Below are 14,133 nucleotides of genomic sequence, written 5' to 3'. Positions count from 1 at the left end.
AAAAATATTTGATCCGACCTTGCACACCGCTTGACGGGGATAACAGTATCTACCCGACCTGCGCGCCAATAATCCGGCTGTGCAAATACGGCATAGATATCGTTGCCCGGCGCGGCAAACTGGTCGAGCACCGTCACCAGCTGTTCCGATTCGATCTCCGCCCCACTTCCCACATCGAGTGGCGTAGGTCGGATTAGCGCGAAAGCGCGTAATCCGACAACTGAGTTGGGGCCAACAATGGTGTCGGATTACGCTACGCTAATCCGACCTACGCGACCTGCGCGACATAGCTAAATGGCGCGTTCGCGCCAATACTCCGGCTGCGCATAGCTGTGCCGCAAAAAATCGACAAACGCCCGGATGCGCAAGGGCAGGTGGCGCCGCTGCGCAAACACGGCATAGATATCGTTGCCCGGCGCGGCAAACTGGTCGAGCACCGTCACCAGTTGTCCCGATTCGATCTCCGCGCCCACTTCCCACATCGAACGCCAGGCCAGCCCTTTGCCGGCCAGCGCCCAGTCGTGCAGCACCTCGCCGTCGTTGCAGACCATATTGCCTGCCACTTTCAGCGTCACATTCTTGCCGTTTTCGCGGAAAGTCCAGCCGCGCTGGCTGCCTTCGCCGCTGATCGCCAGGCAATTATGCTTGATCAGGTCGATTGGCAGGCGCGGCGTGCCGGCCTTTTTCAGATATGCGGGCGTGCCGACCACTACCCGGTGGTTGTCGGCCAGCTTGGTGCTGACCAGCGAGGAGTCGGACAGGCTGGCGATGCGGATCGCCACGTCGATGCCTTCGCCGATCAGGTCCACCAGCCGGTCGTTCAGGTTCAGCGCCAGAGTCACGTCGCGGTGTTCGGCCAGGAAAGACGGAATCAGCGGCGCCACATGCTGGCGGCCGAAGCCGGCCGGCGCGGAAATGAGCAAGTGGCCGCTGGCCTTGACGCTGCGCTCGGCCACGGCCAGTTCCGCTTCTTCCAGTTCGCCCAGGATGCGCTGGCAATCCTCCAGGAAGGCCGCGCCCTCATTCGTCAGTACCAGCTTGCGCGTGGTGCGTTGCAGCAGTTTCACGCCCAGCCGCTGCTCCAGCGCATCGAGCCGGCGTCCGATCATGGCCGGTGCGATCCCCTCGGCACGCGCGGCCGCCGACAGGCTGCCCTTGGCGACCACTTCCACAAAGGTGGAAATCTGGCGGAACTGTCCCATGCTAGTACCTTTCACTTGTGACAAAAACGCATGGATGAAGTGATTTTTAATCTCGTTTCCATGCCTTATAGTGCACTACTATAGAGGAAATGCAAAGGAACGCAGCATCAGTTCAGCGTATACTTTGGCAGCCGGTTTACTTTTACTTATAACGGAGAACATCATGACGCAGTCCCCCATCGCTCTGCCTGAAGGCATGCAAATCACGGGCGAGATCAAGCCTGGCTACGAACAGATCCTGACGCCCGAGGCGCTGGCGCTGGTCGCCAGGCTGACGCGTGCGTTCGAGCCGCGCCGCCAGGAGTTGCTGGCCGTGCGCGTCGAGCGCGCCAAACGCCTCGATGCGGGCGAGCGTCCTGACTTTTTGCCCGAGACGGCGCATATCCGCGACGGCGACTGGACCATCGCGCCGATCCCGAAGGCGCTGGAATGCCGCCGCGTGGAAATCACCGGTCCGGTCGAGCGCAAGATGGTCATCAACGCTTTCAACTCGGGCGCCGACAGCTACATGACCGACTTCGAAGACTCGAACACGCCGAACTGGGACAATCAGCTGACGGGCCAGATCAATATGTTCGACGCCGTGCGCCGCACCATTTCGCTGGAGCAGAACGGCAAGTCGTACAAGCTCAACGACAAGATCGCCACGCTGGTCGTGCGTCCGCGCGGCTGGCACCTCGATGAAAAGCATGTGCTGGTCGACGGCAAGCGCATTTCGGGCGGCATTTTCGACTTCGCCCTGTTCATGTTCCATAACGCCAGGGAACAGCTGGCGCGCGGCGCCGGCCCGTATTTCTACCTGCCGAAAATGGAATCGCACCTCGAGGCGCGCCTGTGGAACGATATTTTCGTCATGACGCAGAACGAGCTGGGCCTGCCGCAAGGTACCATCAAGGCGACCGTGCTGATCGAAACCATTTTGGCCGCGTTCGAGATGGACGAAATCCTGTACGAACTGAAAGAGCACAGCTCGGGCCTGAACGCGGGCCGTTGGGATTACATCTTCTCGTGCATCAAGAAGTTCAAGCTCGACAAGGACTTCTGCCTGGCCGACCGCGCCAAGGTCACCATGACGGCGCCATTCATGCGCGCCTACGCCTTGCTGCTGCTGAAAACCTGCCACAAGCGCGGCGCGCCGGCGATCGGCGGCATGGCGGCTTTGATCCCGATCAAGAACGATCCGGAAAAGAACGATGTCGCCATGGGTGGCGTGCGCAATGACAAGGCGCGCGACGCCACCGACGGCTACGACGGTGGTTGGGTCGCCCATCCGGGCCTGGTCGAGCTGGCCATGGGCGAATTCACCAAGGTGCTTGGCGACAAGCCGAACCAGATCGGCAAGCAGCGCCCCGACATCGATGTCAAGGCAGCCGACCTGCTGAACTTCCAGCCGGAAGCGCCGATCACGGAAGCGGGCTTGCGCTACAACATCAACGTCGGCATCCACTACCTGGGCAGCTGGCTGGCCGGCAACGGCTGCGTGCCGATCCACAACCTGATGGAAGACGCGGCCACGGCCGAGATCAGCCGCTCGCAAGTGTGGCAATGGATCCGCTCCAGCAAGGGCGTGCTGGAAGACGGCCGCAAGGTCACGGCCGGGATGGTGCGCGCCATGATTCCGGAAGAGCTGGCCAAGGTGCAGCGCGATGCGCCCGGCGGCGATGGGCCGACCTATGTGCGCGCCGGCCAAATCTTCGAGGAGATGTCGACGTCGGAATCGTTCGCCGAATTCCTGACCTTGCCTCTGTACGAAGAAATCTGATTTTCATCAGTCGCAGCGTAAAAAAATCCCGGCATGCCGGGATTTTTTTCGTTATGGGGTAACTTAAAAATTGTTTTTCCACATGCGCAGTGCCGCAAACGCTTCCACCGGCGAGGCATCGGAACTGAGCTTGCCGGCCACTTTCAGGCTGGCGAGGATGGCCGGCTCGCGGTAGCGCAAAAACGGGTTGGTGGCTTTTTCCAGGGCTATCGTCGATGGCACGGTCGGCAAACCCTGCTGGCGCTTTTCCGTGTCGTGCGCCACCCGTTCCCGCAGCGCTTCGTTGCCCGGCTCGACCGCGCTGGCAAAGCGCAGATTGGACAGGGTATACTCGTGTGCGCAGTAGACCAGCGTGGCGTCGGGCAGGGCGGCCAGCTTGCCCAGCGACTCGGCCATCTGACCCGGCGTGCCTTCGAACAGGCGGCCACAGCCGCCAGCAAACAGGGTATCGCCGGAAAACAGCCATGGCGCGCCGTTGATGTCGCCGCCATCGCGCACATAGGCGATATGGCCCTTGGTGTGGCCCGGCACGTCGATCACGGACAGCGCCAGGCCCAGGGCGGCAACCTCGGCGACATCGTTTTCGCCCAAAGGTTCGGTAACGGCCGTGATGGCGTCGTTGCGGGGGCCGAAGACGGGAATGGCGAAATGCTGTAACAATTGAGCCACGCCACCGGTGTGGTCGGTGTGGTGATGCGTCAGTAGAATGGCGGACAGGGTCAGCCCATGCGCGCGCAAGGCCGCCAGAATGACATCGGCGTCGCCCGGGTCGACCACGGCAGCGTTGGCGCCATCATGGATCAGCCACAGGTAATTGTCGTTAAAGGCGGGCACGGCAAGTACCGATAAAGCGTGTTCAGGGGAGTTGGTCATGTGTAAGAGAGAAAACTGAATGGACAGTGCGGCATCCGAAAAATCCATTATAGCGCTTGACGGCTGGCTGCAGACACCAGCCGGTCTGTACGTGCGTCAATGGGAGCAGCAATGCCTGGACAGCCTGACGGTCGACATCTTCGGTTTTAACGCCGTCCAGCTCGGCTTGCCGCAGTTCGACGCGCTGGCCGCCAGCCGCATGCCGAACAAGTGGCAGGTCGATGCACGCTTGCCGGCCAGACAGCCGCAGGGCAGCGCGCTCAAGCTGGTATCCGCATTTGACGAGCTGCCGTTCGACTCGCACAGCCTGGATCTGGTGGTATTGCCGCATGTGCTCGAATTTGCCGCCGAGCCGCACCAGGTGCTGCGCGAAGTCGAACGCGTGCTGATCCCGGAAGGCCAGCTGATCATCTGCGGCTTCAATCCGGCCAGCCTGTGGGGTGCGCGCCAGGGCCTGGCCCGCATCACGGGCCGCCATTATCTGCCGCGTGCAGGGGAGCTGATCTCGATGCCGCGCATGAAAGACTGGCTCAAACTGATGAATATGGGCGTGAGCCGCAGCCATTTTGGCTGCTACGCGCCCGCCTGCAAGACCGACAAATGGCTGCGCCGCCACGCCTACATGGACAAGGCGGGGGCGCGCTGGTGGCCATATCTGGGCGCAGTGTATATAGTGCAGGCCATCAAGCGCGTCAAAGGGATGCGCCTGATCGGTCCGGCGTGGACCAAAAAACCGGCGACGGCGCCCGCAGGCGCACCGGTCACCAATAAAAGGCGGGAACAGCACGATGGACAAGGTTGAAACGAAGGTCGAGATTTATGCCGATGGCGCATGCAAGGGCAATCCTGGCACGGGCGGCTGGGGCGCGCTGATGGTGGCCGATGGCGCAAAGAAGGAAATTTACGGCGGCGAACGCAATACCACCAATAACCGCATGGAACTCCAGGCCGTGATCGAAGCCTTGACCGCGCTCAAGCGTCCATGCCAGGTAGTGCTGTACACCGACAGCCAGTATGTGCAAAAGGGCATCAGCGAATGGATTCACGGCTGGAAGGCGCGCGGCTGGAAGACGGCCGCCAAGGCGCCTGTCAAAAACGTCGACCTGTGGCAGGCGCTCGACGCGGCGCAGGCCGTGCATCAAGTCGAGTGGCGCTGGGTGCGCGGCCACAACGGCCATCCCGGCAATGAGCGGGCTGATCAGCTTGCAAATCTGGGTGTGGAAACCGTGCGCGCATAAGCCGACAGCATGGCCTGCCAGCCGGCCGGCCCTGACCGAAGGACGCAGGTTTGCTATACTGCGTCCTTCGCTTTTTTGCTTCTATGTGAGTGCCCCATGCGTCAAATTGTTCTCGACACTGAAACCACCGGCCTGAATCCGCGCACGGGCGACCGCATCCTGGAAATCGGTGCGGTCGAGTTGAACAACCGCATGCTGACCGGGAATAATTTTCACCACTACATCAATCCCGAGCGCGATTCGGAAGAGGGCGCGCTGGCGGTCCACGGCCTGACGACCGAGTTCCTCAGCGACAAGCCGAAGTTCGCGGAAATTGCCGACGAGTTCCGTGCGTATATCGCCGGCGCCGAACTGATCATCCATAACGCCCCGTTCGATATCGGCTTCCTGAACGCCGAATTCAAGCGACTGAACCTGCCGCCCGTACACGAACAGGTGCATGGCGTGATCGACACCCTGGTCCAAGCCAAGGAAATGCACCCCGGCAAGCGCAACTCGCTCGACGCCCTGTGCGACCGCTACGGCGTGTCGAACGCGCACCGCAAGCTGCACGGCGCGCTGCTCGACTCCGAGTTGCTGGCCGACGTCTACCTGGCCATGACGCGCGGCCAGAACAGCCTCAGCATGGAAGAAGAGGTGGAAGTGGCGACCGATGGCGCCGTGCTGGAAATCGTGCCGTTGGCCGAAGTTATCTTCCAGCCCGCCAGCGCCGATGAAGTCGCGGCCCACGAAGCCACCATTGCCGGCCTGGACAAAGCCGTCAAAGGGCAGTGTATCTGGACCGCCGTCAGCGCCCCGGCCGCTGCCTGAGCGAAAAAACAGCGGCCGGCGCAAATTTCTCGCCCCGGCCCTTGCAGATCGCGCGCGACGTATGCGATAATTCGCCTCGCTTCGGGAGGTTAGCTCAGGGGTAGAGCACTGCATTCACACTGCAGGGGTCGCAAGTTCGAAACTTGCACTTCCCACCAAGAATATCAAGTGAAATCAATCACTTACACGAAAAGCCGATCTTTAAAAAGGTCGGCTTTTTTGTTGAGTGTAATTTTCCAGTGTAATTTATTTTGTGACGACAAGCAGCGATAGCTTATTTAACGCTTCACGTTGCGCGTCCACCTGCAGGTGCGCATAGCGCTGAGTCGTCTGTATATTCGCGTGACCTAGGATCTTGCTGATCGTGTAAAGATCAACTCCCAGCCCCAACATGATGCTTGCGCATGAATGCCGAAGATCGTGAAAATTCACATGCGGCATGCCCGCCTTCACGCGAGCGCGGCGCCAGGCCGATTGCACTCCATATAACGTCATCTCCAGCGGAAAGTATTTAAGCCACGGTCGAAGCGCCGGGATGATTGGTATGACCCGCATTCGCAGCGTTTTCGTATTGCTTGCCGGGAACGTTATTGTGTCGCGACCGATGTGTGAGCTTTCCATCTGGAATAGTTCGCCACGTCGGGCGCCAGTCAGAAGTGCCGCCCATATTGCTGCTTGAGCAATCGGTGTGCAAAATGAAGCAATTTTTTTCACCTGCTCGACTGTCAAAAAAACTTCGCGCTTGTTGTTCACGGCTACCGATTCGATCCGAAGGCCGTAGTTTTCCGGTATTAGCCTTTGGCGCCAAGCCAAGTGAAGGCCTTTTTTTGCACACGCCAGCGATCTATTGATTGTCGCTGGCGCGTAGGCGGGCACCAACTTTCCGGTTTTCTTGTGCGGTATTAGCTTACTCATGTCCTTAATGACGTGGTCGGCAAATTCTTGTGCCTGGCTAGCCTTGTAGCGCTCCGCCCACGCGCCCAGCCGCTTTGCATGGTGTTTTGCCGTATCTGCACTGCGAAGGCCCTGAGAGTGCTCAATAAACAATGCGAGAATGGCCGTCATCGGCAGATCGCCCGGAATGTGAACTTTCTTCTGCTTAGGCGTGCGCGCAACCGCCGCACGGAGTTCTGCTTCAATCAGCTTGGCATCACTCGCAGTTGAACCTTCCGGCAACTCTCTGTGAATTCTTTTGCCATCAACCATGATTCCGACGTGGAGTTTACCCTTGCTGTCTTTCCAGACTGACATACTTGATTTCCTTTTAACCAGCTCTTGCATTCTTCAAGGTCGTAGCGCTTAGAGCGCGCGCCGACCGGTGTATATGGCAGCCCGGCCTGCTCCAGCCGCCGGATCGTTGATTCGCTTACGCCAAGTGCGGCGCAGATCTGCTGTCTGTTCAATTCCCCGGCTGCGCTGGCGGGCTTCTTGCCTGCGGCCTTATCCAGCGCCGACACCAATTCGGCGATGTGGCGCATTTCGACTTCGCTCATGTTCATGTTGCGCCCCCGGCTGGCATGTCGGTGGCGTGGCCGCTGCCGCCGCATGCGGGGCAATCGAGCTTGCTGTAGTCCGGCTCGGCGCCGTCATTCATGAAGACCAGGCCACCCCGCGTCGCCGCGATCGACTGGTCAGTGACGCGCGCGGCCGCGATAGCCTGCCGTGTTTCGGGAGAGAGTGGGGCACCGCGGCGCGCGAGCTGGGCCTCAAGCTCCTTAGCGCGAACCTCGGCCTTTTCGGCGCGCTGGCGCCATGCGTGGACGCAAGTGCACTCGCCCATCCATTCGCCATCAGCACGGTGCACTTCGCCCGTGCCGTCGCAGGCGCTGCACAGCGAACCCATTTCGGCGCAGCTATCCACGTTCCCCGCAGCTACTGGCGCGCCTGCCGGCCCCCACGGTGCTGGCGATATCTTCCAGCCACCGCGCGCGACGTAATTGCCGCTGCGAGCCGCAATCCAAGACGACCACTGCAGCATGCTGTCGCGGCTGCCGATGGGCGCAGCGTTGATGTCGGCTGCATGTCCGGTGTACCAGTCTTCGAAATTGGCCCGGGCCTGTTGGATTGTTTCGACTTCCGCAGCCGCTGGCGGTACGATAGCGGCAGCATTGCAACTTTCCACAATGAAACCCGCCAGCGCTTCAGGCTCCGGGCAATTGCGCACGTCGAAGCCGCCACAGTTACCCGCCAAAAACACCAGCGAACCATCGGCACTCATAGGCGTAAATTTGTTGGCGGCGTTCACGACGCCCCTCTTGGAAGCGATAGCGGCGATTGTGCTCGTGCGCAATTCGTCGGCGGTGATCAGCACCATGTTGGGCTGATCGCTAGGAGAGTCGCGGTCGAGTTCCGCCACGTCGAGCACGATCTTGTTGGCGATCGCTGCCGCGTCCCTGGCATCGCCCTGCGCTGCTGGGGTGGCGAGTGTGGCGCTTGGGTATTTCTCGTCTTGGCTGTTGGATGCGATTTTTACAAAAAGATGGGCATTCCACGATCCCGATATCTGCTTAAAGCGATACCGGGCGCGCGTGCCGCCGATTACCTGCTCATTTACTTGATCCACATCGTCGTACACAATCAGGTACGGCACTTGATCGCAATCAGCCAGTGCTGCATCGCGCCCTTCATCCGGTGGGGCCTCACGCTGCACCGAGGCGGATGCAATTCCATGTAATTCGGGGGAATTAGATTGCACCGGAGCGGCTGCGAGGGCGGCGCGACCAGCCTTCCATGCCTTCAGCGCGACGTCGCACATCGAACTTGTCGAGCGAATGCCGAACGATTCTCGGATCAGCCCCTCGGCGCTTGCCCAATCTACAAACTGCGTCCACTCATCCGCCACCGCTCGGAGCGCAGCGGCGGCCGGCGTGTGTTGTTCGGTATTTATCATGTCGGTTGCTCCAATATGGTTATTGCGGATGGCGCGACCGGTTCGGCCTCGCCCTCGATGTACACGGTCATTTCGGCATCGCCCTTGTGCCAGCAGAAGCCGCTGATGAACCGGTTCGTGCCGTTGTAGCCGATCGGCCTAGCCAGCTGCTTTGCGCGGTGAATGCGCAAGTCGTGCTGGTCGGCCAGCTCGCGCGGCGATTCGGTCGGCGCCGGCGCGCGGCCGCTCATGATGCTGCCAGCGCGCGAGATGCGAACCAGGCCACCGGTCCGTCCTCGGTGTCGTAGATGGCCAGCAGGAACCAGTCAGGGCCGGGCGAGGTCGGCGCCCAGTCGGCGACAGCGGCGATGTCGCCATCCATGACACGGTCATTGAGCTCGTCCGAAGCGTCATCTTCCATGTCGACGCGCTGCGCCGTGAGCTGCTGCTGCGCAAGCCACGAGCTATATTTGACGCCGTCACCCTCATCAAAGTCCGGCAATTCAGGGTGGCTCCAGAAACCATATTCATCGCGTGCCACCGGCGCCGGTTCAATTATCTTTTTCATATTCGCCTTTCAGGTTGTCGCGGCCAGGACGCCCGCCAGGGTCGCCGCCACGTAAATCAAGATTAGGGCCGCCGCCACGCGTGCGGCGGATCGGTTTCGGGTTCCGTTGCTCATCGCGTAGCCCGGACGTTGCCAGTGCGGACCCACCGAGCGATGCCTAACTCGCATGCACTGGTCAGCGCCAGGCCGTTTGCCATCCCGCTATGGGTGGCCGGGCCGTTGCAACCGCAGTAGCAGGTGCGCCGGCGGCCGGGGCGCTTGGGCTTCTTCTCGCTGTAGCGGACGTGGTCGTCGGCAGAGCCGATCTTGCCCCAGCCGGCGGTGCCGCCACGCATTGCGGCTGAAAGCGCGCTTTTGCTCATGTCGCTCAAGTCGGTCATGAAGCCACCCGCACAGCACGGCCACCGCGCCACCGCCAGCCTGGTGCAATCTGGCTGTAGCGCCACATGCTCATGCGCTCGCCGGTGGTGATGCGCGGCCAGGGCTTGCCGCCGCATTCCCATTCCGGCCCCTCCCAGTAGTCGGCGGGCAAGCGGGCGTGGTCGTAGTGACTTATCCAGGCTCCGCGCGCATCTTGACCTTCGCACTCATCAAAACTCATGTAGTGATGTTCTGGGATGCCGCTGATGCGCTGCCACATTCCATATTCGGCAGGACGGTGCTGGCACAACCACTGGGCACGCTTCCACGAAAATGGCTCCTCGATAACGCCCGACTCGCTCGATGGTGTGTATTTCGTGGTGTCGCCATGGCTGCGGAGCAGCTGGACGGCGCGCTTTGCCTGCTTCTTGTAGATGCGCGGGTTCATGGTGCAACTCGCTTGAAGGTAATCGCCCAGCACCACTGGTTTGCATCCCAACTGCCAGCGCCGTTTATCTTCTCCCACAGGTCGTAGTAGGCGGTGTAAGCATCTGGCCGTGCGAATGCGCCGGGGTAGCCTTCCCAGCCGGGCGACCCACGCATGAAGGAGTCGGCGAACTTGCGTACGCCCTCCGCTATTGCGTCAGCCTCGCTGCAGTCGTTCAGCCGCTCGACGCGCACCGATACGATCTCCAGCAGGATGCGGCTGCCCGCGCGCGGCATGAAGATGGCCGGGCGCTTGTACCAGCCGGGCAGGGCGCCGCCACGGTCAGTAGCCGGCGGCAGGTCCGGGTTGTCAGCGGCAAACTGGTAGGTGCGGTCGCACTCGGTCGTCATGTCGATGAAGTGCCATTCGTCCCGGGTCTTCTTGACGCTGAACCGGGTTTCCCAGCGGCCGTAGGCGAAGAAGGTTTCGCGCACCCAGAGGTGGCTACCTGGTCGCCCGTACGGGAACTTGCGACCCGCGATCTCATCCGACGCGCCAAAGATTTCAGGGCCTGGCGCGTCGTAGCCGCCGTTGTCGATGATGATCGGGTTATAGTCGCCTACCGCCGGATTCCAATATGGGCCGGGGTCCAGCTTCACCACGCGCCGCGTCTGCGTCTTGTTGCCGTCGAGCAGCGCGCGCACCATCGGGGCACTGAACAAAATAGGGCGCTCTTTCATGCTGTCTCCTTAATGGAATTCGTTGATCTTCACGTCTGGCGCTTCGGTCTGGACTTCATGCAGCGCACTTTCAAGCCAGCCGCGCACGAACTCATCCCCTGCCGCAGTGCGGAGCAATTTGTACGAGATCAGCAAGAGGGCGCTCAGATACGAACTTCTCTCCTCTGGCTTGAGGTGCGGAAGGATTGCCACGGCCTTGAGCGCTTCTTGCACCATTGCGCTATCGGTACTGTTTTCTTGATTGCTCATGCTGCCGCTCCCGCCACGGTCGAGACCGTATAGATGCCCTGCGTGCCCTTGACCACGCCGGCGGTTTCCATTGCCTCGATCAGTCGGGCCGCTCGGTTGTAGCCGATGCGCAGATGGCGCTGCACCAGGGCGATGGACGCACGCTGGCCGGTGCGAACGATTTTCACGGCCTGCTCGTACAGCGGATCGCTCGCGCTGCCGTCGCCGGCCGGCACGGCGCCCAGCGCTTCGCCGTTCAGCTGCAGCACCGGGCGCTGCTGGCGCACTGATTCGTCGCTTGCCGCCGGCGCGCTTGGTTCCATGAACTCGACAGCGCCGGCCAGGAAAATCTGCCCGGATGACGAGCCGGTCGGCATCGTGTTCGCCAAGTAGATGGCGGCCTTGATGACGTCTTCGCCGGTTTCGGCCATGCGCTCACGAATGCGGATGATTACCGAGTAGATGGTTTCCTGATACGCCTCTTTCAAAAGGTCGCGGAACGAAGCGCGAACCTTGTAAAGATCAGCCGTCAGGCCAACGGCGCGCTCGATCTTCTGCTGGCCGTCCACAACCGGGCCCGGCGCCGGCGCAACCGCATCAGCCTCGCCGCCCAGGGCCTCGACCAGATCGGTCAGCATCCTCGCCAACTCGCCGGTCATCAGCGCCATATCGCTGTCGAAGCGCTCGTCGTCGTTCCGTGCGGCGCTTTCCTTGATGATCTCCAGCGGCTTGATCGACTTGATGGCCAGGCTCTCGTCCAGCACGAAGCTGATCTTGTCGTTCCAGGTCATGGCCAGGCGCGTGCACTGCTTGCCGGCGGCGATGTGGCGGCGGATATCGTCCGCTTCCAGGGTGTGGCGCTTGTATGCCACCTGGGCCTTGCTTTCGCCCGTGGCGCGCATGATCGCGTCCTGGTCGACCGTGAAGCCGGCCGGCGCCTCGTCGTGCTGCAACCAGCCCGTCATCATCGCTACGGGTGAGCGCATGACGCGCAGGCTTTCCAGCGGCAGCTTGTCGACGGATTTGAGCAGCTGCTTGACCACCTCGTCGGCCTTGCTTGGACTGGCCGCGTCCACTACCAGCCAGCCATTGATCGGGTCGATCCACACGGCCGTGGTGCTGAGAATGGCGAACGCCCGTGGCAGCAGTTCGTCGGTGACGCGCTCCTTCAATTCCTTCATGGCCTTCTTGCCGGGCGCGAAGCCTTGGGCTTCTTCCATTTCCAGCGCGCGGGCGGCGGCCACCTGGTTGATCACGGTCGATGGCAGCAACTTCTTCTCGGTTTTCAGCTGCAGCAGGAACTGGCCGCCGACGGCGTGCACGAGCGGTGTGCCGGCGGCGCGCGGCGGGGCCCAGCCTTGGTTGACCATATCCATGCTGGTGGCATCGGTGAATTTCTGCGGCGCCAGCGCATCGGCGAGGGCGTCGGCTGTCATAGCCCAGTTTTGCGGCAGGCGATATGCCTGGATATTCTTGAAAAACATGGCATTTCCTTATTCTGAGAACACGACGCCGCGCGCGGCACCGAAGGCATACAAAAATTCAATGAACTGCGCGGCTTCCTTCACGTAGAAGTCGCTGGTCTGCACTCCCAACTGCACGATGCGGCGCCCGTCGAAGCTGGGCGTCACGCGCCCGTCGTGGTGCAGCGGTGTGCCAGCCAGGCGCATTTCGTCGGCAAACTCGTCCACCAGCAGCCGCTTCATGTCGTCCGCATCCCATTTGCGCCCGATGTGCTCCACCTGCTTGGCGATCTCGCCGATCATCGCGTGGTACTTTTCTTCCTGGGCGCGCTTCTTCTTCGGCTCGGAAAACACCACCATCCAGCCGGGCGGCGCGGTCTTGGCAAATTCAACTGCCCGGCGCCGCGCTTCGTCGTGCACGAGGAAGTAAGTCTGTTTCGTCATGGCGGTGCTCCTGCGGCGCGGCGCGCCATCATGCTTTTTCCGCTTTCAAAGCCGTCACGCGCTCCAGGTCATAGCAGCCGCGAACGCCATCCAGCCAAATGACTGCGGTGTGGCCGCTGAGCACCTGTGCCTCGCTGGTCGTGACCGTCTCGCGGACCTCGCCGCTGTCCAGCTCGACGCTGACGGCCGCGCCGACAAGGTGTATGGCGTTGAACCTGTCGCACGCTGCCTGGAGCTTGGCAGTCGCCTGTGCCTGGCGTTCGGCGCGGCTCACGCTGCGTCCTCTACGTCGTCGCACAAGTCGCAAAAAACGCTGCGCTTGCCGTCAGCGCCCAACAGGATCGGGTCGCCGTTGTCCTTGAACGTCGTCCGGCTGTAGCGCTGGCCATGTGGCAGCGGCTCGCCGTAGCAGCGCGCGTTGATTTCCAGCGCGGCGGTGTGGTCGATCTCCAGGCGCCCCGCCGGCGCCAGGTCGGCCACATCGATCACGATGCCGCGACAATACGGCTCGCCGCCTTCCACGATTTCGAAGGTCGCGTGCGGCACGTCGGTGCGGAATGTCCAGCTGTAGTCTGGTTCGGCGCCGAACAACGCCTCTACCCATTTAGCCGCCGGCTCGGGTGCCAGCATGGCAATGCCCGCCGCCAACTCGTCGCGCCGCGCGCCGCGAAACACCATCAGATCGCCGCTTGCGCCGAAGATCACGAGCAAACCGGCTGCCTTCGCTTGCTGCTCTTCTTCCTTGAACATTTCGCTCATATATTCGCGGCCCGTCAGCAGGCCGGCCAGCAGTTCTTTGCTCAGCTTGACCGGCGGTGCTTCGGCCAGGCCGGCCGGTTTGACGGCCGGCTGCGGCGCGGTGTGGTTGAACGCAGCCTGATCGATCTTCGAATAGGGAAACTGGCTGGCGTACTTCTTGATGCGCTGGATGAAGAACGAGCCCTGCGAATCGGCGCCCAGGAATTCAGCGAACAGATCGGCGCTGAAATTCTGGTAGTGGTAAATGTCGCTCTGGCCGGTCGACTTCTTCGGGTGGAACTGGATGGCCAGCAGGTTCAGTTCTGGCGCATGGCCGATGGCTGCAAACTGGCTGGACTCGACCTGGTGCATAACGATTTTGGGAAGGGTGCTCATGGCGATCTCCTGGTG

At 61.6% G+C, this 14,133-nt stretch carries 19 protein-coding genes, 1 tRNA gene and 1 pseudogene; 5 read left to right on the top strand and 16 right to left on the bottom strand.

Annotation, left to right across the window (positions count from 1 at the left end; genetic code table 11):
- Nucleotides 1-290 precede the first annotated feature (290 nt).
- Nucleotides 291-1,202 (bottom strand): LysR family transcriptional regulator, encoded by a 912-nt coding sequence (locus tag RTQ46_RS07040; protein WP_312435496.1) that lies wholly within the window; start codon nt 1,200-1,202, stop codon nt 291-293.
- A 163-nt stretch (nt 1,203-1,365) separates the two neighbouring features.
- Between RTQ46_RS07040 and aceB the strand changes: the two genes are divergently transcribed.
- Nucleotides 1,366-2,964 (top strand): malate synthase A, encoded by a 1,599-nt coding sequence (gene aceB / locus RTQ46_RS07035; RefSeq protein ID WP_312435495.1) that lies wholly within the window; start codon nt 1,366-1,368, stop codon nt 2,962-2,964.
- A gap of 63 nt (nt 2,965-3,027) precedes the next feature.
- Here the strand turns inward: aceB and gloB are convergent, their stop codons facing one another.
- The gene (gloB, locus tag RTQ46_RS07030) at nt 3,028-3,837 is read right to left on the bottom strand and encodes a hydroxyacylglutathione hydrolase (protein ID WP_312435494.1); all 810 of its coding nucleotides are present in this window, start codon (nt 3,835-3,837) and stop codon (nt 3,028-3,030) included.
- 19 nt (nt 3,838-3,856) lie between these two features.
- Between gloB and RTQ46_RS07025 the strand changes: the two genes are divergently transcribed.
- The 4 genes from RTQ46_RS07025 (at nt 3,857) to RTQ46_RS07010 (ending at nt 6,043) form a co-directional block, all read left to right on the top strand.
- Nucleotides 3,857-4,639, top strand: coding sequence for a class I SAM-dependent methyltransferase (locus RTQ46_RS07025; protein ID WP_312435493.1), 783 nt, complete (start codon nt 3,857-3,859; stop codon nt 4,637-4,639).
- The gene (gene rnhA, locus RTQ46_RS07020) at nt 4,626-5,075 is read left to right on the top strand and encodes a ribonuclease HI (RefSeq protein ID WP_312435492.1); all 450 of its coding nucleotides are present in this window, start codon (nt 4,626-4,628) and stop codon (nt 5,073-5,075) included. Before RTQ46_RS07025 ends, rnhA begins: the two co-directional genes overlap by 14 nt.
- 96 nt (nt 5,076-5,171) lie before the next feature.
- The gene (dnaQ, locus tag RTQ46_RS07015) at nt 5,172-5,885 is read left to right on the top strand and encodes a DNA polymerase III subunit epsilon (protein ID WP_312435491.1); all 714 of its coding nucleotides are present in this window, start codon (nt 5,172-5,174) and stop codon (nt 5,883-5,885) included.
- Nucleotides 5,886-5,968: 83 nt separating this feature from the next.
- Nucleotides 5,969-6,043 (top strand) — tRNA-Val (locus tag RTQ46_RS07010).
- Between the two features lie 88 nt (nt 6,044-6,131).
- Here the strand turns inward: RTQ46_RS07010 and RTQ46_RS07005 are convergent.
- From RTQ46_RS07005 to RTQ46_RS06940, 14 genes and pseudogenes are all read right to left on the bottom strand, one after another.
- Nucleotides 6,132-7,136, bottom strand: coding sequence for a site-specific integrase (locus RTQ46_RS07005; RefSeq protein WP_312435489.1), 1,005 nt, complete (start codon nt 7,134-7,136; stop codon nt 6,132-6,134).
- Entirely contained in the window at nt 7,025-7,378 is a 354-nt protein-coding gene (locus RTQ46_RS07000; RefSeq protein ID WP_312435488.1) for a hypothetical protein, read from the bottom strand. The genes RTQ46_RS07005 and RTQ46_RS07000 overlap by 112 nt, the downstream gene beginning before the upstream one ends.
- A 2-nt stretch (nt 7,379-7,380) precedes the next feature.
- Nucleotides 7,381-8,775 (bottom strand): hypothetical protein, encoded by a 1,395-nt coding sequence (locus tag RTQ46_RS06995; protein WP_312435486.1) that lies wholly within the window; start codon nt 8,773-8,775, stop codon nt 7,381-7,383.
- The gene (locus RTQ46_RS06990) at nt 8,772-9,005 is read right to left on the bottom strand and encodes a hypothetical protein (RefSeq protein ID WP_312435484.1); all 234 of its coding nucleotides are present in this window, start codon (nt 9,003-9,005) and stop codon (nt 8,772-8,774) included. The genes RTQ46_RS06995 and RTQ46_RS06990 overlap by 4 nt, the downstream gene beginning before the upstream one ends.
- Nucleotides 9,002-9,322, bottom strand: coding sequence for a hypothetical protein (locus tag RTQ46_RS06985; RefSeq protein ID WP_312435483.1), 321 nt, complete (start codon nt 9,320-9,322; stop codon nt 9,002-9,004). Before RTQ46_RS06985 ends, RTQ46_RS06990 begins: the two co-directional genes overlap by 4 nt.
- Before the next feature lie 110 nt (nt 9,323-9,432).
- Entirely contained in the window at nt 9,433-9,702 is a 270-nt protein-coding gene (locus RTQ46_RS06980) for a hypothetical protein (RefSeq protein WP_312435482.1), read from the bottom strand.
- On the bottom strand, nt 9,699-10,130 hold the full coding sequence (locus RTQ46_RS06975; protein WP_312435480.1) for a hypothetical protein: 432 nt from the start codon (nt 10,128-10,130) through the stop codon (nt 9,699-9,701). The genes RTQ46_RS06980 and RTQ46_RS06975 overlap by 4 nt, the downstream gene beginning before the upstream one ends.
- Nucleotides 10,127-10,849 (bottom strand): hypothetical protein, encoded by a 723-nt coding sequence (locus tag RTQ46_RS06970; RefSeq protein ID WP_312435479.1) that lies wholly within the window; start codon nt 10,847-10,849, stop codon nt 10,127-10,129. Before RTQ46_RS06970 ends, RTQ46_RS06975 begins: the two co-directional genes overlap by 4 nt.
- A gap of 9 nt (nt 10,850-10,858) precedes the next feature.
- Entirely contained in the window at nt 10,859-11,098 is a 240-nt protein-coding gene (locus RTQ46_RS06965) for a hypothetical protein (protein WP_312435477.1), read from the bottom strand.
- Nucleotides 11,095-11,400: a DNA translocase FtsK gene (locus RTQ46_RS06960; RefSeq protein ID WP_312435500.1), complete on the bottom strand. Its 306-nt coding sequence runs from the start codon at nt 11,398-11,400 to the stop codon at nt 11,095-11,097. The genes RTQ46_RS06965 and RTQ46_RS06960 overlap by 4 nt, the downstream gene beginning before the upstream one ends.
- A 270-nt stretch (nt 11,401-11,670) precedes the next feature.
- Nucleotides 11,671-12,561 (bottom strand): annotated as a pseudogene (locus tag RTQ46_RS06955) (recombination-associated protein RdgC); the annotation flags it as partial.
- Between the two features lie 9 nt (nt 12,562-12,570).
- Nucleotides 12,571-12,984 carry a recombination protein NinB gene (locus tag RTQ46_RS06950; protein ID WP_099376061.1) on the bottom strand — a complete coding sequence of 138 codons (414 nt, stop codon included), beginning with the start codon at nt 12,982-12,984 and terminating at the stop codon, nt 12,571-12,573.
- A gap of 28 nt (nt 12,985-13,012) precedes the next feature.
- Nucleotides 13,013-13,258, bottom strand: a complete 246-nt coding sequence (locus RTQ46_RS06945) for a hypothetical protein (protein ID WP_312435473.1) — start codon at nt 13,256-13,258, stop codon at nt 13,013-13,015.
- On the bottom strand, nt 13,255-14,118 hold the full coding sequence (locus tag RTQ46_RS06940; RefSeq protein WP_312435472.1) for a KTSC domain-containing protein: 864 nt from the start codon (nt 14,116-14,118) through the stop codon (nt 13,255-13,257). The genes RTQ46_RS06945 and RTQ46_RS06940 overlap by 4 nt, the downstream gene beginning before the upstream one ends.
- Nucleotides 14,119-14,133: the final 15 nt, after the last annotated feature.

It is taken from the genome of Janthinobacterium sp. (assembly GCF_031995485.1).
Classification (GTDB): Bacteria; Pseudomonadota; Gammaproteobacteria; order Burkholderiales; family Burkholderiaceae_D; genus Janthinobacterium.
Note: the sequence above shows the minus strand (reverse complement) of the source record. Positions and strands in the feature narration are given on the sequence as shown.

Bases quoted from the DNA above. Each gene is read 5' to 3' on its own strand.
- RTQ46_RS07040 (WP_312435496.1), bottom strand. From the start codon at position 1,202: ATGGGACAGTTCCGCCAGATTTCCACCTTTGTGGAAGTGGTCGCCAAG.
- aceB (WP_312435495.1), top strand. From the start codon at position 1,366: ATGACGCAGTCCCCCATCGCTCTGCCTGAAGGCATGCAAATCACGGGC.
- gloB (WP_312435494.1), bottom strand. From the start codon at position 3,837: ATGACCAACTCCCCTGAACACGCTTTATCGGTACTTGCCGTGCCCGCC.
- RTQ46_RS07025 (WP_312435493.1), top strand. From the start codon at position 3,857: ATGGACAGTGCGGCATCCGAAAAATCCATTATAGCGCTTGACGGCTGG.
- rnhA (WP_312435492.1), top strand. From the start codon at position 4,626: ATGGACAAGGTTGAAACGAAGGTCGAGATTTATGCCGATGGCGCATGC.
- dnaQ (WP_312435491.1), top strand. From the start codon at position 5,172: ATGCGTCAAATTGTTCTCGACACTGAAACCACCGGCCTGAATCCGCGC.
- RTQ46_RS07005 (WP_312435489.1), bottom strand. From the start codon at position 7,136: ATGTCAGTCTGGAAAGACAGCAAGGGTAAACTCCACGTCGGAATCATG.
- RTQ46_RS07000 (WP_312435488.1), bottom strand. From the start codon at position 7,378: ATGAGCGAAGTCGAAATGCGCCACATCGCCGAATTGGTGTCGGCGCTG.
- RTQ46_RS06995 (WP_312435486.1), bottom strand. From the start codon at position 8,775: ATGATAAATACCGAACAACACACGCCGGCCGCCGCTGCGCTCCGAGCG.
- RTQ46_RS06990 (WP_312435484.1), bottom strand. From the start codon at position 9,005: ATGAGCGGCCGCGCGCCGGCGCCGACCGAATCGCCGCGCGAGCTGGCC.
- RTQ46_RS06985 (WP_312435483.1), bottom strand. From the start codon at position 9,322: ATGAAAAAGATAATTGAACCGGCGCCGGTGGCACGCGATGAATATGGT.
- RTQ46_RS06980 (WP_312435482.1), bottom strand. From the start codon at position 9,702: ATGACCGACTTGAGCGACATGAGCAAAAGCGCGCTTTCAGCCGCAATG.
- RTQ46_RS06975 (WP_312435480.1), bottom strand. From the start codon at position 10,130: ATGAACCCGCGCATCTACAAGAAGCAGGCAAAGCGCGCCGTCCAGCTG.
- RTQ46_RS06970 (WP_312435479.1), bottom strand. From the start codon at position 10,849: ATGAAAGAGCGCCCTATTTTGTTCAGTGCCCCGATGGTGCGCGCGCTG.
- RTQ46_RS06965 (WP_312435477.1), bottom strand. From the start codon at position 11,098: ATGAGCAATCAAGAAAACAGTACCGATAGCGCAATGGTGCAAGAAGCG.
- RTQ46_RS06960 (WP_312435500.1), bottom strand. From the start codon at position 11,400: ATGGAACCAAGCGCGCCGGCGGCAAGCGACGAATCAGTGCGCCAGCAG.
- RTQ46_RS06950 (WP_099376061.1), bottom strand. From the start codon at position 12,984: ATGACGAAACAGACTTACTTCCTCGTGCACGACGAAGCGCGGCGCCGG.
- RTQ46_RS06940 (WP_312435472.1), bottom strand. From the start codon at position 14,118: ATGAGCACCCTTCCCAAAATCGTTATGCACCAGGTCGAGTCCAGCCAG.